Annotated in this window: 12 protein-coding genes; 9 read left to right on the forward strand and 3 right to left on the reverse strand. The window is 35.7% G+C overall.

Annotated elements, in window-relative coordinates:
• Positions 1–6: 6 nt before the first annotated feature.
• Positions 7–657, reverse strand: coding sequence for a hypothetical protein (locus EAG11_RS04510; protein WP_129538098.1), 651 nt, complete (start codon positions 655–657; stop codon positions 7–9).
• 319 nt (positions 658–976) lie between these two features.
• On the opposite strand from EAG11_RS04510, the gene dnaK reads away from it, so the two are divergent.
• The 5 genes from dnaK (at position 977) to EAG11_RS04535 (ending at position 5,987) form a co-directional block, all read left to right on the forward strand.
• Positions 977–2,860 carry a molecular chaperone DnaK gene (dnaK, locus tag EAG11_RS04515; protein ID WP_129538099.1) on the forward strand — a complete coding sequence of 628 codons (1,884 nt, stop codon included), beginning with the start codon at positions 977–979 and terminating at the stop codon, positions 2,858–2,860.
• A 205-nt stretch (positions 2,861–3,065) separates the two neighbouring features.
• Positions 3,066–3,620: a helix-turn-helix domain-containing protein gene (locus EAG11_RS04520; RefSeq protein WP_129538100.1), complete on the forward strand. Its 555-nt coding sequence runs from the start codon at positions 3,066–3,068 to the stop codon at positions 3,618–3,620.
• A complete protein-coding gene (locus EAG11_RS04525) occupies positions 3,617–4,867 on the forward strand; it encodes a site-specific integrase (RefSeq protein ID WP_129538101.1) in 1,251 nt (416 codons plus the stop codon). Before EAG11_RS04520 ends, EAG11_RS04525 begins: the two co-directional genes overlap by 4 nt.
• Positions 4,868–4,872: 5 nt before the next feature.
• Positions 4,873–5,622, forward strand: coding sequence for a hypothetical protein (locus EAG11_RS04530; RefSeq protein WP_129538102.1), 750 nt, complete (start codon positions 4,873–4,875; stop codon positions 5,620–5,622).
• A 107-nt stretch (positions 5,623–5,729) separates the two neighbouring features.
• A complete protein-coding gene (locus EAG11_RS04535; RefSeq protein ID WP_371414622.1) occupies positions 5,730–5,987 on the forward strand; it encodes a helix-turn-helix domain-containing protein in 258 nt (85 codons plus the stop codon).
• 233 nt (positions 5,988–6,220) lie between these two features.
• On the opposite strand, the gene EAG11_RS22735 is transcribed toward EAG11_RS04535, so the two are convergent.
• Positions 6,221–6,430 (reverse strand): DUF4304 domain-containing protein, encoded by a 210-nt coding sequence (locus tag EAG11_RS22735; protein ID WP_371414658.1) that lies wholly within the window; start codon positions 6,428–6,430, stop codon positions 6,221–6,223.
• Between the two features lie 112 nt (positions 6,431–6,542).
• Positions 6,543–7,223: a hypothetical protein gene (locus EAG11_RS04545; RefSeq protein WP_129538104.1), complete on the reverse strand. Its 681-nt coding sequence runs from the start codon at positions 7,221–7,223 to the stop codon at positions 6,543–6,545.
• Between the two features lie 60 nt (positions 7,224–7,283).
• Between EAG11_RS04545 and EAG11_RS04550 the strand changes: the two genes are divergently transcribed.
• The 4 genes from EAG11_RS04550 to EAG11_RS04565 all read left to right on the forward strand — a co-directional run bounded on the left by EAG11_RS04550 (position 7,284) and on the right by EAG11_RS04565 (position 24,238).
• Positions 7,284–7,766, forward strand: a complete 483-nt coding sequence (locus tag EAG11_RS04550) for an IS6 family transposase (RefSeq protein ID WP_129538105.1) — start codon at positions 7,284–7,286, stop codon at positions 7,764–7,766.
• A 37-nt stretch (positions 7,767–7,803) separates the two neighbouring features.
• Positions 7,804–8,469: an IS6 family transposase gene (locus EAG11_RS04555; protein ID WP_129538106.1), complete on the forward strand. Its 666-nt coding sequence runs from the start codon at positions 7,804–7,806 to the stop codon at positions 8,467–8,469.
• 552 nt (positions 8,470–9,021) lie between these two features.
• Positions 9,022–10,227, forward strand: a complete 1,206-nt coding sequence (locus tag EAG11_RS04560; RefSeq protein WP_129538107.1) for an AraC family transcriptional regulator — start codon at positions 9,022–9,024, stop codon at positions 10,225–10,227.
• Between the two features lie 904 nt (positions 10,228–11,131).
• On the forward strand, positions 11,132–24,238 hold the full coding sequence (locus EAG11_RS04565) for a gliding motility-associated C-terminal domain-containing protein (RefSeq protein WP_129538108.1): 13,107 nt from the start codon (positions 11,132–11,134) through the stop codon (positions 24,236–24,238).
• Positions 24,239–24,266 lie beyond the last annotated feature (28 nt).

Genomic DNA, 24,266 nt, shown 5'->3' on the forward strand with positions numbered 1-24,266 from the left:
TAATTATTATGATGGTTTATTTTTCTTGATTTCTTGTGCTATTTTAAGAACATCCATCCAGTTTTTTTCTGTACTTGGTTTTGGATTGTCTAAAATAGTTTCTCCGTTAAAGTCTAAAATGTATTCATTAGATTCAAAGTCAAATAAATGAATTTGATTATTTTCTATATTAAATTCGGTTCTACCTTCTTGGTTTACCCAAATATTTCTTCCTCCAAAACTCCATATTGTTTCTCCATCTTTGGTTATTCTCTTAATATCGAGTTCTCCATGGATAATAAAATCATCTTGGATTTTATGTATGGAGAAATTAGTAATGAAATCTATTTCTTTTCTCCATACTAAATTTAGGCTTGGTATTTCGAGACAATACACTTTATTACAAACGCAAATCCAGATCCTGTCATCTTCGATTATAAATGATTTTTCGGTTATTGCAGTTGCACTACCACTTTCACAAATAATAGCACTAGCAATTTTAGTATCAGATTTCTTAACAATAATTCCGCATTTACTTGTAGAATAAAGCTTATCTTTATCTTTCTTTTCTTGAAAGAAAACGGTATCATAAACTTTTAAATTATCAATTGAGTTTATTGTGTAATTGCTGTCGTTAAAGATTTCAATTTGATAATTTTTATAGTTAAGCTTTACCATTTATTATTTTCTTGCTAAGGTAGTTGATTACAAATTTAAACGCTTTGTCTAAATTAATTAAAATATATGAATTAATACAAGATTCCTAACGTTGTCATGAAGGCCATAGGAATGGAAGTATAGCTCCTTAATAATGACATCACAGATTGTGTTATGACGCAGATGTCAGGGTGTGAAAATGTCATATTGTCATATTGTATTTGGTATGCGAGCCTGTAAAACTGACAATTTATATAGGTTTTTTATATTGGCACAAAGATTGACTTAAGCACCATGAGTTGTTAAAATAAGTATACATCAAAATTAAATATATAAAAAAATGGGTAAAATAATCGGAATTGATTTAGGGACTACGAACTCTTGTGTTTCTGTAATGGAAGGTAACGAAGCAGTTGTTATTCCTAACGCAGAAGGAAAAAGAACTACACCATCTATCATCGCTTTTGTTGAAGGTGGAGAAATTAAAGTAGGAGATCCTGCAAAAAGACAAGCAGTAACGAATCCTACAAAAACAATTGCTTCTATTAAACGTTTTATGGGACACACTTTTGCTGAAACTACAAATGAAGCAAAAAGAGTATCATACAAAGTAGTAAAAGGTGACAACAATACTCCACGTGTGGATATTGATGGTCGTTTATATACTGCTCAAGAATTGTCAGCAATGACTCTTCAAAAAATGAAAAAAACTGCTGAAGACTATTTAGGTCAAACAGTAACTGAAGCAGTTATTACTGTTCCTGCTTACTTTAATGATGCACAACGTCAAGCTACAAAAGAAGCTGGAGAGATTGCTGGTCTTAAAGTTATGCGTATAATCAATGAGCCAACTGCAGCTGCACTTGCTTACGGATTAGACAAAAAAGGAACTGATCAAAAAATTGCTGTTTACGATTTAGGTGGAGGTACATTTGATATTTCTGTTCTTGAATTAGGAGATGGAGTTTTCGAAGTATTGTCTACAAACGGTGATACTCACTTAGGTGGAGATGACTTTGACCACGAAATTATTGACTGGTTAGCTGACGAATTCAAAGCTGAAGAAGGTATCGACTTACGTCTTGACCCAATGTCATTACAACGTTTGAAAGAAGCTGCTGAGAAAGCAAAAATTGAATTGTCTTCTTCTTCAGAAACTGAAATCAACTTACCATACGTTACAGCTACGGCTTCTGGACCAAAACACTTAGTGAAAAAATTGTCTAGAGCTCAATTCGAAAAATTAACTGATTCTTTAGTAAAACGTTCTATGGAGCCTGTTGCTAAAGCATTAAAAGATGCTGGTTTAACTACATCTGATATTGACGAAGTTATTCTTGTTGGAGGTTCTACTCGTATGCCAAGAATTGCTGAGGAAGTTGAAAAATTCTTCGGTAAAAAAGCATCTAAAGGAGTTAACCCTGATGAGGTTGTTGCAATTGGAGCAGCTATTCAAGGTGGTGTATTATCTGGAGATGTAAAAGATGTATTGTTACTTGACGTTACACCTTTATCTTTAGGTATCGAAACTATGGGTGGTGTATTAACTAAATTAATTGAAGCTAATACTACAATTCCAACTAAAAAATCACAAGTTTTCTCAACTGCTGCTGATTCTCAACCATCTGTTGAAATTCACGTATTGCAAGGTGAAAGAGCTATGGCCGCTGATAACAAAACTATCGGTCGTTTCCATTTAGATGGTATTCCACCAGCACCAAGAGGAGTTCCTCAAATTGAGGTTACTTTTGATATTGATGCAAATGGTATCATTAAAGTTTCTGCAACTGATAAAGGAACAGGAAAATCTCACGATATCCGTATCGAAGCTTCTTCTGGATTAACAGCTGAAGAAATCGAAAAAATGAAAAAAGATGCAGAAGCTAATGCTGATGCTGATAAAATAGCAAAAGAAAGAGCTGAGAAATTAAACGAAGCTGACAGCATGATTTTCCAAACTGAAACTCAATTAAAAGAGTTAGGAAGCAAATTAGCTGACGATCATAAAGTTGCTGTTGAGTACGCTTTAACTGAATTGAGAATGGCTCACCAATCTCAAGACATTCCAGCTATTCAAACTGCTCTTGACAACATTAATGCAGCTTGGAAAACAGCTACAGAAGCAATGTACGCTCAAGGAGAACAAGGTCAACAAGCGGCTCCACAACAAGAGCAAGCTCAAGGAGACAATGTTGAAGATGTTGAATTCGAAGAAGTCAAATAATTACTGATTAATATCAGTTAATAATAAGTGTTAAAGCGCTGTAAACGTAATGTTTACAGCGCTTTTTCTTTTTGTCCCTCTTTAGATTCTGCTGTTTTTTAATCGTTTTTTATCATATATTTGTACCACATTTGTACCGGCACGTAAAAGGCGATAAAGTGGCACTTATTTAAGCTAATGATAACTTAATCAGGAGATAAGAGAGATGAATAGATTAGATAAACAATGTCTTATGTGCGGGGACGGATTTCTGCCCAAAAGCGTTACTTCTGTCTACTGCTCAGCTAAATGCAGTAAAAAAGCATACAAGCAGAAGATACTGCAAGTTAAAAAGGAAGCGGAGCTCAAAGCACTGGCAGATAAAATACCCAAGGACAGGGTCTTTATTTCTGTTACGGAAGCTGGCATTCTTTTTGGTGTTGCCAAAAGAACCCTTTACCGGCTTGTGAGCCAGGGAAAAATTCCTTCAGTTAATTTAGGAACCCGCCTTGTAAGGATAGACCGTAAAGTTATGGAAGAGATTTTTGGCCCTGTCCGTAGCATGCCGCAAGCTGAAACCGTGCTTAAGAAAAAATTATACAGCCTTGAAAAAGAAGACTGCTATTCCATTGGCGAAATAGCTGAGAGATTTCAAATATCTGAAGGTTCTGTCTACAATCATATCAGGAAATATTCAATCCCAACCAGACAGATCGGAAAGAATGTATATGCCCCCAAAACGGAAATTGATAATTTGTATAACGGAAATGATTTTATATGAAAGAATTAGCAAAAACCAAGGTAACTGTGCGTCTTCGAAAAGCAGAAGACCGAAAGGAATGGTATGTCTACATAGAAAGCTATCCTGTTGAGGTTTTCGGAAAGAAAGCGCCCCAGAGAATCCGTGAATATTTAAACAGATCCATAACAACAGTGGAGTGGGACAAGAAAAGAACTGCCCGCACAGATGCAGAGGGTATAAAATCCTACAAACCCAAACGCAGCGATAACGGAATTATAATGTGCAGAAGCGATAGCGACCGTGAAATCATGCTCTATGCTGACGCAGTGCGTAAAATCAGGCAGAAAGAATACGATAATACAGATCTGTACAGTGATGCTGAGAACCTATTGGCTCAGCAGAAAGAAAAAGGGAAAGAAGATTTTATTAAATACATTGCTGCTACGGCGTCTAAAAGACACGCCCGAAGTTCAAAATCTATTCAGATCAATTGGCAGCGAACCAGAGAGTTTTTAAAAAGCTATTCAGCGGGCAGTCTGATGTTTTCCGAGATTGACAGCAGAATGGCGGAAGATTTTAAACTGTTTCTGCTGGCTGCACCGCTCGGAGGAGGCAAAAAAGGAATCATTTCCCGCAACACTGCGGGAACTTATTTTTCCATATTTAAAGCCGCTTTGAAACAGGCTTTTATTGATGGATATTTAATCGTTGATTTATCTTCAAAGATAAGAGGCATACCTGAGCAGGAATCAAGACGCGAATATCTTACCATTGATGAATTGAATGCATTGGCCCAAACGCCCTGCGAAAAAGATGTCCTTAAAAGAGCCGCGCTTTTCTCGGCCCTTACAGGTCTGAGGCATTCCGACATTCAGAAGCTCCGCTGGAAAGAGATAAGTCTGGAAGACGGCAGGGCCAAACTGCATTTCACGCAGAAAAAGACAAAGGGTGTCGAATACATGCCTATTTCCGAGCAGGCTTTAGATCTCTGCGGAGAACCGAGACTTCCCGAGCAGCTTGTCTTTGAGGATCTGCCGGACCCGTCGTGGATTTCACGCCCTCTGAAAAAATGGATTGAATTGGCAGGCATTAAAAAAAATATTACCTTCCACTGCTTCCGCCATACATTTGCAACACTGCAACTGTCGAGCGGGACAGACATTTATACGGTCAGTAAAATGCTGGGGCATACCAATGTAAAAACTACTGAAATCTATGCCAAAGTAATAGATGAGAAGAAAAACAGAGCCTCGCAGGCAATACAATTGGAATCTTTAAAGAAATAAGCGCAATGAAAATTAAATACTTTGAATATATCACAGTTTACCTGTCTGTTTTTTTAGTCTGCGTTTTTGTTGGCATAATCGGAAGACTGGTGTTGCTGGAAAAAGGTGCTGATGAATATACAGCTGGCGTATTTTTCTGGATCAGCACTGGATTTGGAATTTTAATGTTTGCAATTCTAAGTTTATTTCTAAACGATTTGGCTGAGAGATTGGTGAATCGTTTTTTGAAGGTAAAAAAAAATGAATCGCCTGAAAGCCAGATTCCAACCGAGGACCTTGAAAAAATAGAAGAGCAGCAGCAGGATGTTTTAATTAAGCCCGAAATTCCTGAAAATAATAATGCAGTCATCGATATTCAGCAGTTAAGGGAGGAGAGGGAAAATGCAGTCAGAAATCAAAAACAGGCCAGAATTGATAATGCCATCTGTTATGCACAGCAGGAGTTTGCGCTTTACGCGTCGGATGATGATTTGAAACAATTGGGTAGGAATATAATCATATATGCTGAAGGCTTAAATTATGAAAAGATTAAACCAGTAAAAGTAAAAGATTTGTCTAATCTCGATTTGTATCATTTTGGCTGGAATATCTGGAATTGCTTTAAAGTCAGCAGACAGGACAGAGCCGCGCAATTTTTAAAACTGACTTTTGCTGACGCTTTAAAAGATGTTGAGCAGAACAGCATTAAAACGCATCTCAAAGATGATGAACAGAAAGGTCTTATAAAGATTATGGAAGATTTTACAGATCTTTAAATAGCAATAAGTATAAAACACTGTGTTTGTCAAGTGTTTTTGCTGTGAAGAAGGACACGGCAAAAACACTTTTTTTATTTGCACCATAACTGTTTAAAACGATAGCTATGGACACAAACGAAATCTCTTTTGAGAACCTGCCCAAAGCAGTAGCGCACTTAGTGAAAGAAATTGCAGAGATTAAATATATGATTCAGAATGTGCAGGTATATGAATCTAAAGAAAAAAATATTCCTATTGGTGTCGAAGAAGCAAGCCGCCTCATAGGAAAAGCAAAGTCTACAATTTACGCTCTTGTAAGGCAGAGAAAAATTCCGTGCTATAAATATGGTAAAAAGCTGTATTTTTTGAAGAAGAGCTTTTAGAATGGATTTCTAAAGGGAAAAAGAAAACAATACAGGAAATCGAATCAGAAGTATTGAAGTATAATCATAATCGAAATAAATAGAGGGATAACAGCCAGCAGGAATACTTATATCACTCTAGTAGATCATCAAAAAGCATTTAATACAAAGCGATAGGTTATCTGTAAATGAATTTGAGCAAGAAAAACCCTGAAAAATCTAAATTTTTCAGGATTTTACTTTTTATAGTGACCTCAACTGGACAGATTTCTATAAATTTTTTTATGGACGATTTGAAGAGATTGGCTTACTACAGGTAGATTATCTCCAAAATTTGATTTTTGTAATTCAAGTATAGAAATACACTCAGTACTTTGCTTATACCAACCTCCAAAAGCTTTGGAAAAACCATTAGCTTTACTATCAAATAAATCTTTAAACTCTTTACTATCATTAATAAGTATCTAAAATCATTTCCCAATTAACGCCTTGAAATTGTGACATCTTCTTTAATTCATTCGAATAAGTTTGAAGTTGATTCTTTCCTACTCGCATTGCTCTAGGGGATTTAATTATCTAAATTAGTTTCGATGCTTTTAATTTTGCTAGTTTTTTATCTTGTATATTAGTTTCTATTTGTTTTAAGAATGAATCTTTCTTATCAATTTCATTTTGTAAATCAGTAATCCACGGTGTTATCTCTACACCACAAGCCTGAAAGTGTTTTGCGTCCCAATCTCTTTTTTTGATATTGTCTAGGATTTCTTGTGCTCTGGAAACATTAGTAAACAATGCTATTTTTAATTTTGTTTCAAGAAAATCGGCTTGAAAAAATGAATTAGGGGCAACACTAAATCGCTTAGTTTGGGAGTAATTCTCTATTAAGGAAATTATTGTTTCAGTTGAAATATTATCAATTAGTAAAAAATGATATTGTTTTTTTATAATTTGGGATACCTCTTCAAAATATTGATTATGCTTTTCGTATGGTATATCAAACTGAAATTTCTTTTTATCATAAAATTCATGAAGAACAATAGGGAAATCTAAACACTCTTTGACGTTTTTTTTCCATAATGGATAAAGAACAAAGTGAGGTCTATATTCTTCAGTTCGCGGAAGCTTTATTAACTCTATACCAAAAAGTAAACATCCTGCTATTTTGTATAATTTATTCTGCGAATAAATTCTTAACTCAGGGAAGGCATCGTGCCATTCCCTGATAATTATATTTTTTATTGTTTTATCTATCGTCATTTTAGGTTCTGTCGCATCTATGATTAAGTTTTATCTTTGGTTTTTCAAAACTAATAAAAAATGAATACCAAAGGTCATTGTTGTCCAAAATACGTAATCCTGCAGGCAGTGTATTTTAAATTAAGATTTACACTTAGCTATCGTGACGTTGAAGAAATAATGAAAATTAGGGGTGTGATTGTTGATCATGCCACGATCCAACGCTGGGTTTATAAGTTTATGCCTTTCATTGAGGCAGAGATGAAGAATAGAAAAGCCAGAGTGGGGAAGAGTTGGAGAATGGATGAGACGTATATTAAAGTAAAAGGAATTTGGTGTTATTTATATAGGGCAGTAGATAAATCAGGCAATACGGTTGACTTCCTTCTGACCAGAAAAAGACAAAGAATGAGCGCTCAGTCTTTTCTAATTAAAGCAATTATTAATAACTACCGGCCAAGAGTAATAAATATTGATAAAAGCGGTTCTAATACCGCAGCAATTAAAGTTTATAACAGGCGTTCTTTCTCAAAGATTAAAATTCGGGTTCTGTCGCATCTATGACTAAGTTTTATCTTTGGTTTTTCAAAACTAATAAAAAATGAATACTAAAGGTCATTGTTATCCAAAATATGTAATCCTTCAGGCAGTGTATTTTAAATTAAGATTTACACTTAGCTATCGTGACGTTGAGGAAATAATGAAGATTAGGGGGGTGATTGTGGATCATGCAACGATTCAGCGTTGGGTATATAAGTTTGCACCTTCACTTGAGGCAGAGATGAAGAAGAGAAAAGGCAGAGTGGGGACGAGTTGGAGATTAGATGAGACTTATATCAAAGTAAAAGGTATTTGGTGTTATTTATATAGAGCAGTAGATAGGTCTGGTAATACAGTTGATTTCTTATTAACTAAGAGAAGGCAGAGGATGAGTGCCCAGTCATTTCTAATTAAAGCAATTAGTAACAACTGTAGTCCAAGAGTAATAAACATCGATAAAAGCGGTTCTAATACTGCCGCGATCAAAGTCTATAACAAACGTTCGTTCTCAAAGATTAAAATCCGGCAGTGTAAATATCTCAACAATATTGTAGAGCAGGACCATCGTTTTATAAAATGGCGTATCCAAAATGGACTAGGTTTTAAAAGTTTTGAATCGGCCAAACGAACATTGAGCGGAATTGAAGTTGTACATATGCTAAGAAAGAATCAGATGGTTAGGCCAGGATTATCTATGTTTAAATCATTCTGTAAACTGGTGAGCTAATTTTTAAATTACTTAAATTCTTATATTTGATTCTCGCAGATGCGACAGAACCGTATTCCTTCCATATAATTTATTTGCCATTGAAAATTTTACATTATGATCATTGAACTAAAATTAGAGTAAAATAGAATATGTAAAAACCGTATAAATACGCATTGCCATCTTATTTTTTTTATTTTATTGTTGGCTGAAAATATTGTAAAAAAAATGATTAGTTAGAGAATATGCTTCCAGTATAGTTTGGCTAGTAGTTCCGGATACGTTAAGCAGAATTATTGAATTTAATTGATCAACGTTATTTTGAATTAATTCCAGTTTAAATTGTTGTTCGTGATTATTTTACTTTTAATTGATTGGAATCAAAAGCAATTCAAGATTTTTTTTTTTAGTTTAATTATCTATTTACTAATAAGTGTTTGTTGAAATGAAGAATATGATAAGTATTGATAGAAAAAAACTTTAAAAGGTAATATAGTATGTAAGTATTTTTTTTTTTTTATTTTTGCCTACCTCCGAGATTTAAGCCCCTTATAAATTCCCAAAACAAATTAAATGATTTCTATCTTTTCTGCCTCCATAGCGATAGTAATTCTTATATGTATACTAGTTTCAGTTCTTTTAATTGGTTATTCTTTAAAAACAAAGAGTTATAACATATTGCTTGCTATATTTTTTATTTTGTTATCTTATCCTTTCTTCATTTTATTTTTAGTTGACACAGGACTTATAAAATATGTACCACATGTTTACCGAACTAGTTTAATAGCCCATCTATTATGTATGCCTGCTTCCTATCTTTATGTGCGATCAGCTACTAAAAATAAAGGTTTAACAAAAGGAGATTTTATATATATCATTCCCGTCTTGATATATATAGTGGACTATTGGCCTTTCTTTTCGCTCACAGGAGCTGAAAAAATTGGTATTATGCATTCTTTACAGTTAAATAAGAAAGTTTTGTTTTTTTATGAAAGTCGGTTTTTTTGTGCGGGATTTTATATTGTTTTTAAGTACGTTTTGGCATTTGCATATTGGATCGCTCAGTTTAATTTTATAATTGGACTTTACAGAGTTAAAAATTCAGATTTTAAAAAAGAAAATCGCATATGCCTTATGTGGTTTTCTATATTTGTTTCGTCGCAGATTTTTTTGTTTTTTCCTTTATTAAACCTCCTGGAGTTAAGCGAATCCTACGATAAATTAATTGTGTTTTTATTTACGGGTGGTCCTACGGCACTATTTGCTATTACCCTTTTCTTATTTCCCAGAATTTTATTCGGAATCAAAGGAATTGTATTAGCGGATGAAAATTACGCTTTGGCTAAAAAATCAAGTAATTTAATCCCCCTGATTTTAGATCAGAATAAAGAACAGTCCACAACCCCTAAATATTTATCTCATTCAAAAATGAAAGAAATTGCATTGCAGATAAAAATGCATATTGATCATAATAGTTCCTATTTAGATGCACAATGTACACTGCGGCAATTGTCAGAAGAGCTCTCGATTCCTATGCAATATATTTCTGCAGTAATTAATGAATGTGAAAAGGTGAATTTTAATGATTTCATTAATTCTTACAGAATTGAGTATTGTCTGAAATTACTAAAGGAAAATGATCATAAGAATCAAACACTTGAATCAATAGCTGCAAAAAGTGGCTTTAATAATAGAAATACTTTTACTGTTGCCTTTAAGAAAGTAATGGGACAAACACCTTCATATTATATAAAAAAATCTGCTTCCTTAGTACTATAAAAGTTTTTTTTTATTCTCATTTTGCCTGTTTTTATCATTCAGGGCAGATGAAATCTATAATATAATATGAATATAGATTTGCTTCTATTTTTTAAAGAAAAGTATCTTGTTCAAATTTGATATTCATTATTTCTTAATTCCCGCATTTTATCGTTAAAGCATTGAAAATTTGTGTTTTTGATATGGATCTGTTTATATTTTGAATATTCTTTTTTTGATGATTTTTTTGCTTTTTTAAGCTTTTGTTTTGTCTTTTTATTTGCCCGAAATGATAAAAACAGGCAAAATGAGCTTTTAAAAAGAAAGTTAAAAAAAAGATTTATTCTACTTTCGCTTTGATTTGCGAAAGCCTCCAGACAAATTTTACCAACCTACATCTTCGCTAATTTTTTTGCTTTTAAAATAATGCAAAAATAAAATTCACTTTAGATAAATTTTATTCATCGATAGCTATAGTATTTGTTAAAAAATAATAATAATAGAATTTATTTTAAAATACTATCTTATTCTCTATCCAATTTTAAGAAGTGTTTTTTAAATCTGTTGAAAGCTATATACTATTTAATTTCAAATTAATTAATAATTATGTAATCTATTCATGTAGCAAAAATTACTTTTTTCCTAGAGATTTATGTAGTCTTTTTTATGAAGTGATTAGGGGTTTTAGTACTTAATTTCTACAATTTTAATAATATTCAGAATAGTAATTTTTAATCCTGTCGTATAGATGAAACTTTTTTTGTAAAAAAAAATTAAACTCTTATTATGTCATTGATAATGAGTGACTTTTATCTTGTTGATAGGGGGTTTAAAATGATTACAAATAATAAATAATTCAAATCTAAAAGTAGTGTTCTCTCATATTTATAAATAAACCTTTTTTTTAATTTAATGCCGCTTGCTTATGAAACTATTTTACTCTTTTTTAAATTTTAGAATTTTAAAATTTGTTTTAGTATTCTTTTTGTTTTTGCCTAATTTGTCGTTTTCACAAAACTGTACTGTAAATGCAAATGTGGATACTGATGTATGTCCTGGTAATAATAATAACTTACCGATAGGTGATTTTATGCTGGTTGGGACTGCTAATGCAAGTGTAGGAACTTATTTGTCTCCTCCAAAGTGGACACAAATTGGTGGTTCTGCTGTTCAAATTGTAGATCCTAATGCATTACAGACTATTGTAAGAGGTGGTGTACCCGGAAATACATATCGTTTCAGGTTATCTGCAAAGTGTGCAGATGGATATACTGTTTTTGATGATGTTTCTGTCAGAATTTTACCCATAACAGTTGCAAATGCTGGGGAAGATAAAACGTATTGTCAGGGCACATACAACTTGGCAGGAAATACTTTGAAATCTGGTGAAACGGGTATATGGGGTATAGTAGGAGGTAACGGGGCAGGAATCAACATTATTAATCCTGGATCTAATAATAGTTCAATTACTGTGTCAGGAAATAGTACAGGTTCGACAACTCTAAGATGGACGATTACAAATTCATCCGGGGATTGTGCGACTTTTGATGATGTCATAATTTCTACATTAGGAGGTATACAGCCAGTTACTGCCGGATCAGATATAAACCTTTCAAACTGTTACTCTGCTACTCAAAGCGCAAATCTAAATGGCAGTTTTGGAGGAAATAGCCCGGGACAACAGCAGGGAACCTGGACAGTAGTTTCCGGACCAAATATACCTTCTTTTGAAAATGCAAATAATAATAAAACAACAGTCAACGGTTTAAGTGAAGGAACTTATGTACTTCGATGGACTGTTGCTGGAAAATGTGCAAATGGTGCTGACGAAATAACTATTACTGTTCCGCCTCCCACTGCAGATGTTACTAATTTAAAGAATGAAGATTTATACTTCTGTGACGGAAGAACCTCTATAGTTTTGCAGGGAACAGTTCCCTTGTATGTTAATGAAACAGTACAATGGAGCCAAATTGGCGGGCCGTCAGCAGTGATTGGAAACCCAACGGCATCTTCAACACCAATTTCTGGTATGTCATCCTTTGGACTGTATACTTTTGCTTATACTTTGACTAATAATACAACTAGCTGTGTGCAAACAGGTATATATAAAGTTAATTTAGAACAAGGCATATCTTTATCTGGCGGAGTAGATCAACGTTTAGCCTGTAATATTTCTACTGCTATAATACCTATTACTACAACGGGCAGCGGAAAAATGAGTTGGAGTATAATTGACGGACCTTCAAATCCTGCATATCCAATTTATCCAACGCCTTCTATAGATCTTAGTACAAACAGTCTTACCGTTAGTAATTTAGAGATAGCAGGAACTTATGTAGTAAGAATTGTAAAGGTTCCGAATTCAGGTAGTCAGTGTGTAACAGTTACTGATGATATTGCAATAGTAATATCACAACCTACCCTTGGTTCAAATGCGGGAACATTACAAAATCTTGCTTGTAATTTAACCACTACCAGTCTGGCGGGAAATATACCAAGCGTTGGTAAAGGTAAATGGTCTCAGGTTTCTGGGCCCTCAACAGTTGTTTTTGCAGATGCTAATGATGCTGAAACAATAGTTTCATCATTAGTAAATGGTCGTTATAAATTTAGATGGACTATTTCTGGTGGTGCAGATTGTGATATTACGCAAAGTACTGTTGATGTTGTTGTAGCAAGCGATTTACCAACTACCGCAAATGCTGGAAATAATCAATCAACATGTTATGGAACTCCAGTTCAGTTACAGGGAAATCCTACAATCAGTACTGAAACAGGAATATGGACTGTATCTCCAGATGCTGAGGTAAATATTAGTAATCTAAACGATCCAAATGCTATTGCAACTGGTTTAGCACAAGGTACAACCTACACTTTTACATGGACAATTGCAAACGGATGTGGTAGTTCTTCAGATACTGTAGATATTGTTACAAATAATACTCAGGGATCAAATGCCAATGCTGGATTAGATCAATGTCTTGAAGTTGGAACGATATCTACCAGCCTGTCAGCAGATAATCCTTCTTCAGGTACTGGCCTTTGGACAAAAATTTCTGGTCCTGCTGCTGTGATAACAAACCCAAGTTTATACAATACTACGGTTACAGGTTTAAACAATGGTGACTATGAGTTTAAATGGACTGTAAGTAACGCTGGTTGTAAAACAACGGAAGATACAGTTGCAATAACAATTGCTCCGGCCATTACAGTAGCTCAGGCAGGTAATGATCAAAATGTATGTGGTACAAGTGTAACAGTAACTGGTAATACTCCGGCACCAGGAGAAACTGGTTTATGGGAATTTGTAAGTGGAGGTGATGGTCCGGTTATTATCAATCCATCAAGTCCTACTACTACAATAACTGGTTTTACTTCAGGCTCATGGGTTTATAAATGGACTATTTCCAGGGGTGCTTGTACAGCTTCATCTGATTTAGTAAAATTTAATGTTGATGAAGCTCCTTCGCCGGCTGTTGCAGGACCGGATCAGACAATATGTAATCAGACAACTATAACATTAGCGGCGACAGCTCCTGCTGTTGGAACTGGAATATGGTCTTTAATAAGCGGGCCTAATTCACCTGTTTTTTCTGATTTAAAATCAGCAACCTCAAATTTATCGGGACTAATATCGGGTGAATATATCTTACAATGGAAAACTTCAAATGGTTTTAGTTGCCCTTCAAATAAAGCTCAGGTAAAAATAAAAGTAACTGAAGTAGCCGATGCAGGTTCAGATTATTCTACTTGTTTGCAAGGCTCACTACCGTTAGTAGGAAACAACGGAAGTATCGGAACATGGAATTATGTTTCAGGAGGAAGTACTCCGCCAGTAGTAACTCAAACGGGTAGTAACAGCGCATCAGTTACTACATTATCTATAGGTACTTATGTTTTTAGATATACAATTGCTGCTCAGGGATTATGTCCAGAATCTTTTGATGATGTAAGTGTAAAGATCAGTGGTGATGTAACAATTCCTCCCAACGCAGGAGTAGATCAGTCAATTTGTAGTGCTGATCTGACAGTGCAACAAATTCAGCTTGCAGCAGATGCACCACAAACAGGTACAATCGGAAAATGGACTGTGTTGGCAGGTCCTTCAGGCGGATCATTTTCTGATGATACAAATCCTAATGCTGTTTACATGAATCCGGGTTTTGGAGTTTATGTTTTTAACTGGACAGTGAGTGCAGGAACCTGCAGCAGTTCAGATCAGGTTCGTGTAGAATATTGGGCAGAACCTTCGCCAGCTATTCCGGAAGCAAACAATGCAATTTGTGGTTCGACTACAGAACTGACTGCAACACCTCCTTTATCGGGAACAGGAAAATGGGCTCAGGTTTCAGGACCAACAACAGCAATTTTTAGCTCTCAAATTTCACCAAATACGACAGTTTCTAATTTAACTCAAACGGGCGGTGTTTATGTATTTAGCTGGACAGTTAGTAATGGACCTATCTGTGCTTCTAAAACAAATAATGTTACCATCACAGTAACGGCTGATTTAACGACGCCTATTGCAGGTCCGGATCAAACAATTTGTATAGCAGATACAGCCTTATTGGCTGCAAATATTATTACAGTAGGAACTGGCGAATGGTCTATAATCAGTGGACAAACAGGTTCTTTTTCAAATACTGCAAGTCCTTCTTCGACCTTTACGCCTGATGTCGCGGGAACTTATATATTGCGCTGGACATCGAGAAATCTTAGTTGTACTTTTTTCGATGACATGACATTAATAGTAAATTCTTTGCCATCAGCTTCTAATGCAGGAACACCATTTTCAGTATGTCAGTTTGAAGCCTTAAATTTAAATGCAAATGTACCAACTGTTGGTACAGGATTATGGACACAGTTTTCAGGACCGACACAAGCAGTTTTTAAAGATGCGACTTCACCATCAACGTCTGTGCTAGGTACAGAATCTGGCATTTATGTTTTTGAATGGACAATATCAAACGGAACTTGTGCTTCAAGTTCAAGTACTGTTGCTGTAACAATAGATGAACTGCCTAGCTTAGCAGTTGCAGGACTGGATCAAACAATTTGTAATGCTTCAACGGCAGTATTAAATGGAAATAGTCCTTCAACAGGAACAGGTTCGTGGTCTTTTGTAATAAATGCGGGGAATACTGCTGTCATAGCAAATCCAAATGACTATAATACGACGGTAAGCAATATTTCTACTGGTATAACTCGATTAAAATGGACCATCATAAGTGGTTCATGTACGCCATATTCAGATGAAGTAAATATTAATAAACCATTGGATTTAACAATTTCTGATTTAGTTTCAGAAAGTATTATTTGTCAGGGAGGAACTTTGGTTCTAAATACAACTCCTTCGGGAAGTCTAACGCCTTATAGTTATCAATGGCAGGTTTCAGCAAATGGAATTTCAGGATGGTCTGATCTCCCTGGTCAATCAAATTCGTCCTATACAACTGGTAGCAGTTTACCTATTGGTGAATATTTTTACAGAGTAAATGTTTCTAATTCATGTACTCAAGTTACAAGTAATACCGCCAAATTAACGATTATTTCAGATCCTGTAGTTACCCTTCAACCTGTTGGAAATACAATTTGTTCAGGTGCAACACATACGATGAGCGTTGCTGCAATAACTACAAATCCATCAGCAGGAACACTTAGTTATCAATGGCAAAGTTCTGTTAATGGGACTTCATGGGCTAATGTTTCAGGAGGAATCGGAGCAAATACAGCTAGTTATACAACTAGGGTATTAACATCAAATTTATATTACAGAGTTAGAATATTTCAATCAGCAAGCGGCTGTGAAATTTTTTCAGATTCAGCGAGAGTATTTGTAACAACCATAACAGCTCAGCCAACTGCACCTGCAGCTATTTGCGTTGGAGGTACAGTAAGTATGAGCGTAACGGCTTCACTAAACGGAGGTAGCGGATCGCTTACTTATCAATGGCAAAGTGATTCAGGTTCTGGATTTGTAAATGAAACCAATGCTACTGCTACAACGACTAATTTTATATCTGACGCTCTACTTGCGTCTACACAATTCAGATGTATCGTTACTTCTTCAACCACAAATTGTACTTTGACTTCGAATATGGTTACGGCAAATGTAGTTGTAGATCCAAATATTACAGTACAGCCAACAGGTGCAGTGATTTGTACAGGTGGGACACGCTTATTGTCTGTAACTGCAACTGGTGGTACGCCAGGTTTAAACTATCAATGGTTCACAAGCACAGATAATAACGCATTTACACTAATTGTAGGAGCTACTTCTGCTACATATACGACGCCTGTTTTAACACAAACTACTTATTACAGAGTTGATGTTGGTGCTAGTGGAAATGGCTGTGGTTTAGTTACTTCAAATAGCGTTGAAGTTTTGGTAATACCAGATCCACTAATTAATACCCAACCTGTTGGAAATACAATTTGTTCAGGTGCAACACATACGATGAGCGTTGCTGCAACAACCACAGATTTGTCAGCAGGAACACTTAGTTATCAGTGGCAAAGTTCTGTTAATGGGACTTCATGGGCTAATGTTTCAGGAGGAACGGGATCAAATACAGCTAGTTATACAACTGGGGCATTAATATCAAATTTATATTACAGAGTTAGAATATTTCAATCAACAAGTGGCTGTGAAACTTTTTCAAATTCAGCGAGAGTATTTGTTACTACAATTACAACACAGCCTGTAACTCCTGCAGCTATTTGCGTTGGAGGTACAGTAAATATGAGTGTAACGGCTTCATTAAATACAGGTGCAGGAACACTTAGTTATCAATGGCAAAGTGATTCAGGTTCTGGATTTGTAAATGAAACCAATGCTACTGCTACAACGGCTAATTTTATATCAGATGCTTTAGCCAGATCGACACAATTCAGATGTGTAGTTACTTCTTCAACCACAAATTGTACTTTGACTTCGAATGTGGTTACGGCAAATGTAGTTGTAGATCCAAATATTACAGTACAGCCAACAGGTGCAGTAATTTGTACAGGTGGGACACGCTTATTGTCTGTAACTGCAACTGGTGGTACGCCAGGTTTAAACTATCAATGGTTCACAAGCACAGATAATAACGCATTTACACTAATTGTAGGAGCTACTTCTGCTACATATACGACGCCTGTTTTAACACAAACTACTTATTACAGAGTTGATGTTGGTGCTAGTGGAAATGGCTGTGGTTTAGTTACTTCAAATAGCGTTGAAGTTTTGGTAATACCAGATCCACTAATTAATACCCAACCTGTTGGAAATACAATTTGTTCAGGTGCAACACATACGATGAGCGTCGCTGCAACAACCACAGATTTGTCAGTAGGAACACTTAGTTATCAGTGGCAAAGTTCTGTTAATGGGACTTCATGGGCTAATGTTTCAGGAGGAACGGGATCAAATACAGCTAGTTATACAACTGGGGCATTAATGTCAAATTTATATTACAGAGTTAGAATATTTCAATCAACAAGTGGCTGTGAAACTTTTTCAAATTCAGCGAGAGTATTTGTTACTACAATTACAACACAGCCTGTAACTCCTGCAGCTATTTGCGTTGGAGGTACAGTAAATATGAGTGTAACGGCTTCATTAAATACAGGTGCAGGAACACTTAGTTATCAATGGCAAAGTGATTCAGGTTCTGGATTCGTAGATGAAACTAATGCTACAGCTTCAACTGCTAATTTTATATCAGATGCTTTAGCTGGATCGACACAATTCAGATGTGTAGTTACTTCATCTGCCACCAGTTGTACTTTAACTTCTAATTCGGTTACCGCAACTGTAGTTGCAGATCCAAGTATAACAGTACAGCCAACAGGAGCAACTATTTGTCCAGGAACTACTCATGACTTATCGGTAACGGCTTCAAACGGTACACCAGGTTTAACTTATCAATGGTTAAGCAGTACTGATAATAGCACATTTACTTCAATTGCAGGAGCCACTTCTGCTACTTATACAACGACAGCTTTAACTCAGACTACTTATTATAAAGTTGAAGTTGCTTCCAGTGGCAATGGTTGTAATACTATTACTTCAGCAACAGCTACTGTAACAGTATTGCCAGCTATTGTAATTGCAACCCAACCGGTTGATGCTACTATTTGCAATGGTTCGACAACTGCATTAAGTGTATCTGCTACAGGTGGATCAGGAGATTATAACTACCAATGGAGGAGTGCTGCAGTTTTGGCTGGTCCTTATACTGATATAGCAGGAGCTAATTCGTCGAGTTATACAACCGTGGGATTGTCTCAAAATACATACTATCAGGTAGCTGTTTCAGATGCTACTCAAAGCTGCGGAGTAGCAACAATTTCAAGTAATGCATCAGTATTTGTTACTACAATTACAACACAGCCTGTAACTCCTGCAGCTATTTGTGTTGGGGGAACAGTAAATATAAGTGTAACGGCTTCATTAAATACAGGTGCAGGAACTCTTAGTTATCAATGGCAAAGTGATTCAGGTTCTGGATTCGTAGATGAAACTAATGCTACAGCTTCAACTGCTAATTTTATATCAGATGCTTTAGCTGGATCGACACAATTCAGATGTATAGTTACTTCATCTGCCACCAGTTGTACTTTAACTTCTAATTCGGTTACCGCAACTGTAGTTGCAGATCCAAGTATAACAGTACAGCCAACAGGAGCAACTATTTGTCCAGGAACTACTCATGACTTATTGGTAACGGCTTCAAACGGTACACCAGGTTTAACTTATCAATGGTTAAGCAGTACTGATAATAGCACATTTACTTCAATTGCAGGAGCCACTTTGGCTACTTATACAACGAATGCTTTAACTCAGACCACTTATTATAAAGTTGAAGTTGCTGCCAGTGGAAATGGCTGTAATACCATTACTTCTGCAACAGCTACTGTAACAGTATTGCCAGCTATTGTAATTGCAACCCAACCGGTTGATGCTACTATTTGTAATGGTTCGACAACTGCATTAAGTGTATCTGCTACAGGTGGATCAGGAGATTATAACTACCAATGGAGGAGTGCTACAGTTTTGGCTGGTCCTTATACTGATATAGCAGGAGCTAATTCGTCGAGTTATACAACCGTGGGATTGTCTCAAAATACATACTATCAGGTAGCTGTTTCAGATGCTACTCAAAGCTGCGGAGTAGCAACAATTTCAAGTAATGCATCAGTATTTGTTACTACAATTACAACACAGCCTGTAACTCCTGCAGCTATTTGTGTTGGGGGAACAGTAAATATAAGTGTAACGGCTTCATTAAATACAGGTGCAGGAACTCTTAGTTATCAATGGCAAAGTGATTCAGGTTCTGGATTCGTAGATGAAACTAATGCTACAGCTTCAACTGCTAATTTTATATCAGATGCTTTAGCTGGATCGACACAATTCAGATGTATAGTTACTTCATCTGCCACCAGTTGTACTTTAACTTCTAATTCGGTTACCGCAACTGTAGTTGCAGATCCAAGTATAACAGTACAGCCAATAGGAGCAACTATTTGTCCAGGAACTACTCATGACTTATTGGTAACGGCTTCAAACGGTACACCAGGTTTAACTTATCAATGGTTAAGCAGTACTGATAATAGCACATTTACTTCAATTGCAGGAGCCACTTTGGCTACTTATACAACGAATGCTTTAACTCAGACCACTTATTATAAAGTTGAAGTTGCTGCCAGTGGAAATGGCTGTAATACCATTACTTCTGCAACAGCTACTGTAACAGTATTGCCAGCTATTGTAATTGCAACCCAACCGGTTGATGCTACTATTTGTAATGGTTCGACAACTGCATTAAGTGTATCTGCTACAGGTGGATCAGGAGATTATAACTACCAATGGAGGAGTGCTGCAGTTTTGGCTGGTCCTTATACTGATATAGCAGGAGCTAATTCGTCGAGTTATACAACCGTGGGATTGTCTCAAAATACATACTATCAGGTAGCTGTTTCAGATGCTACTCAAAGCTGCGGAGTGGCAACAATTTCAAGCAATGCTTCAATATTTGTTACTACAATTACAACACAGCCTGTAACTCCTGCAGCTATTTGTGTTGGAGGAAGAGTAAATATAAGTGTAACAGCTTCATTAAATTCAGGAACAGGAACGCTTAGTTATCAATGGCAAAGTGATTCAGGTTCTGGATTCGTAGATGAAACTAATGCTACAGCTTCAACTGCTAATTTTATATCAGATGCTTTAGCTGGATCGACACAATTCAGATGTATAGTTACTTCATCTGCCACCAGTTGTACTTTAACTTCTAATTCGGTTACCGCAACTGTAGTTGCAGATCCAAGTATAACAGTACAGCCAACAGGAGCAACTATTTGTCCAGGAACTACTCATGACTTATCGGTAACGGCTTCAAACGGTACACCAGGTTTAACTTATCAATGGTTAAGCAGTACTGATAATAGCACATTTACTTCAATTGCAGGAGCCACTTTGGCTACTTATACAACGACAGCTTTAACACAGACAACTTATTATAAAGTTGAAGTTGCTTCCAGTGGCAATGGTTGTAATACTATTACTTCAGCAACAGCTACTGTAACAGTATTGCCAGCTATTGTAATTACAACTCAACCGGTTGATGCTACTATTTGTAATGGTTCGACAACTGCATTAAGTGTATCTGCTACAGGTGGATCAGGAGATTATAGCTACCAATGGAGGAGTGCTGCAGTTTTGGCTGGTCCTTATACTGATATAGCAGGAGCTAATTCGTCGAGTTATGCAACCGTGGGATTGTCTCAAAATACATACTATCAGGTAGCTGTTTCAGATGCTACTCAAAGCTGCGGAGTGGCAACAATTTCAAGCAATGCTTCAATATTTGTTACTACAATTACAACACAGCCTGTAACTCCTGCAGCTATTTGTGTTGGAGGAACAGTAAATATAAGTGTAACAGCTTCATTAAATTCAGGAACAGGAACACTTAGTTATCAATGGCAAAGTGATTCAGGTTCTGGATTCGTAGATGAAACTAATGCTACAGCTTCAACTGCTAATTTTATATCAGATGCTTTAGCTGGATCGACACAATTCAGATGTATAGTTACTTCATCTGCCACAAATTGTACATTGATTTCGAATGCGGTTACGGCAAATGTAATTCCTGATCCTGTAATAACTCTTCAGCCAATTGGCAGTGATATTTGCGAAGGAGGAACTTTTGAAATGACATCTAGTGTTACAAATGGATCTGGAAATTATAGCTATCAGTGGCAAAGATCTATGGACGGAAGTTCATGGGCTAATGTTACTGATGGTACAGGAGGGCTTACCAAAACTTATAGAACTGGAATTCTTGCAGAAAGTTTCTTTTATAGACTTCAGATTAGTAATTCAGGTACTGATTGTAACATATTGAATTCTAACGCTGTGAAAGTGGCTGTTTATGAATCTCCTTCTATTAATGTACAACCAATAGACGCTACTATATGTACAACTCAAACCTCTACCTTGTCTGTAAATGCTTCGGGAAACATTCCATCGGGTGTTTTATTGTATCAGTGGCAGACAGCAGCAGCTTTAGCTGGACCTTTCTCTGATGTAGTTGATGGTTCAGGAAGTGAAACAGCATCTTATACTACGCCCGTTTATACCACATCTGGAGATCGTTACTTTAGAGTTTTGATTTCGCAGTCACAATCAGGATGTCAAATGATTTCTGATCAGATTATTTTAAGTGTTGTTGACTTTCCTGTTGTTCCAGTAGGACAAATAACCAAAATGATTTCTTGTGACTCTGAATTTGGGACTATTACAATTTCTAACCCTTCTTTGGGATCAGGATACGAATATAGCATAGATGGACTTATTTTTCAAACCAGTAATGTTTTTGCTAGTCTAACGCCAGGAAATAAACAAATTTATGTTAGACGAACCGGATTAAATAATTGTGTTTCTGAAAGTACCTCATTCCTTTTGAATAACAGGATTTGTGCGATTAGCGAAACTTTTGCTTCCTTACCTGGTAATACGGGAGGAAGTACAGGTACACAAACTATTTTAGATTCAGATTTACTAAATGGAATTATTTTGAATCCTGCGGATGTGATAGTCACAGTAGATTCTAAATCAAGCTATTTAATGTTTGATAATCAGACCAATAAAATAAGTATCGCTCCTGGGACACCAGCTGGTTTTTACACATTAACTTATACTATTTGTGAGAAAACAAATGTGATGAATTGTTCTACTGCGACGGAAACAATTGAAGTAACTGTAACAGATATTATTGCTAACGATGATATTAGCGATATTATTAATGGTTTGGATGGAGCAGATGATATCTTAAATGTTTTAAATAATGATGTATTAGGAAATAGTGAACCTACTTTATCAGAGGTAAAAATTTCTGTAATCACACCAGCAGAAATCATAGAATCTCAAGAAGTGCCGGTTTTGGATCCTGTTACAGGATTAGTAAGTGTTCCAGCAGGCACTTCATCAGGAGTTTATACCATAGTATATGAAATTTGTGAAAATCTCAATGTAGCAAATTGTGATCGTGCAACTGTTAAAGTCACAGTATTAGAACCGTCAATTACTTTGGTAAAACGTGGTATTTTTTCGGATACAAATGGAGATGGCTATGCGCAGCCTGGTGAGTTAATTAAATATTCATTTTTGATTACAAACACAGGGGGAATTGATTTGAGCAATGTAATTGTTACAGATCCAAAGGCGATTATAACAGGCAACCCAATTGTAATCTTAAAAGCTGGTGAATCAAATGATACCAACTATGCAGGCTTTTATGTTTTAACTCTTGAAGATATTAATTCAGGATTAGTAGAAAACCAGGCTTTAGTAAGTTCTCAGACATCAAAAGGAACTATTATTGACAATTTATCAGATAGTGATGATCCGACATTATCAGGAAAGAACGATCCAACAATAACGAAACTACCTCAAAGACCGGAGTTGAAATTATTGAAAAAAGGAATATATGAGGATGCTAATAATGATGGTGTTGTAAATGTAGGAGATCGTATTAATTATATTTTCAGAGTTATAAATACAGGAAATGTTACGATTAAAGACATTACAGTATCGGATCCTATGGTTACAGTTTTAGGTGGGCCAATTTCATCACTTGATCCTTTAGCTTTTGATTCAAAAACTTTCACGGCTAGGTATTCACTTACGCAGGATGATATTGATCTGGGTGCTGTATATAATTTGGCTTTTGTTAATGGAATAGCTCCAAATGGAAAAGATGTTGACAATGATTCTGAAGATGAATCGCCATTATCTCCAAATGATATATTGTATATATTAAGCTGTCCAAAATGTACAGTTACTGCTTTAAAACAAAAATCAGCTATTGCCTTAATTAAAACAGCCGTGTTTAATGATGAAAATAAAAACGGAAATGCTGAAGCAGGTGAAACTATCTCTTATAATTTTGTAGTAACAAATACAGGAAATGTAAGATTGCAAAATATTACCATTAAGGATCCTCTTCCTGGAATTGTTATAAATGGTGGCCCAATATCTCTAGCTCCCGGAGAAAGTGATAGTACATCTTTTAGAGGTGTTTATGTAATAAAACAAAGTGATATCAATGCGGGAAAAGTTTCCAATCAGGCTTTTGTAACTGGAGAGAATCCTTTAAGAGTTATTGTAACTGATGCTTCTGATGATACTGACAACCTAGGAGATAATCCAACAATTTTAACATTATCAGGCTGCACAATAACAATTTTTAATGCGATGTCTGCAAATGGAGATTCTAAGAATGAACGATTTTACATCCAGGGCATCGAATGTTATCCGGACAATACTGTTGAGATTTACAATCGTTGGGGAATATTAGTATTCGATCGCGAAAATTATAATAACGAAGAGCGTGCCTTTAGAGGGATATCTGAAGGACGCACAACAGTGAAGCAATCGGATGGATTACCAGATGGTACGTATTATTATATTCTAAAATATAAAGACACTGATTCCAATCCTTATCAGCAAGCAGGATATTTATACCTTACCAAATAATAGTTAAAACAAATTGAAATGGCTTAGT

The sequence above is a fragment of the Flavobacterium sp. 140616W15 genome, assembly GCF_003668995.1.
Classification (GTDB): Bacteria; Bacteroidota; Bacteroidia; order Flavobacteriales; family Flavobacteriaceae; genus Flavobacterium.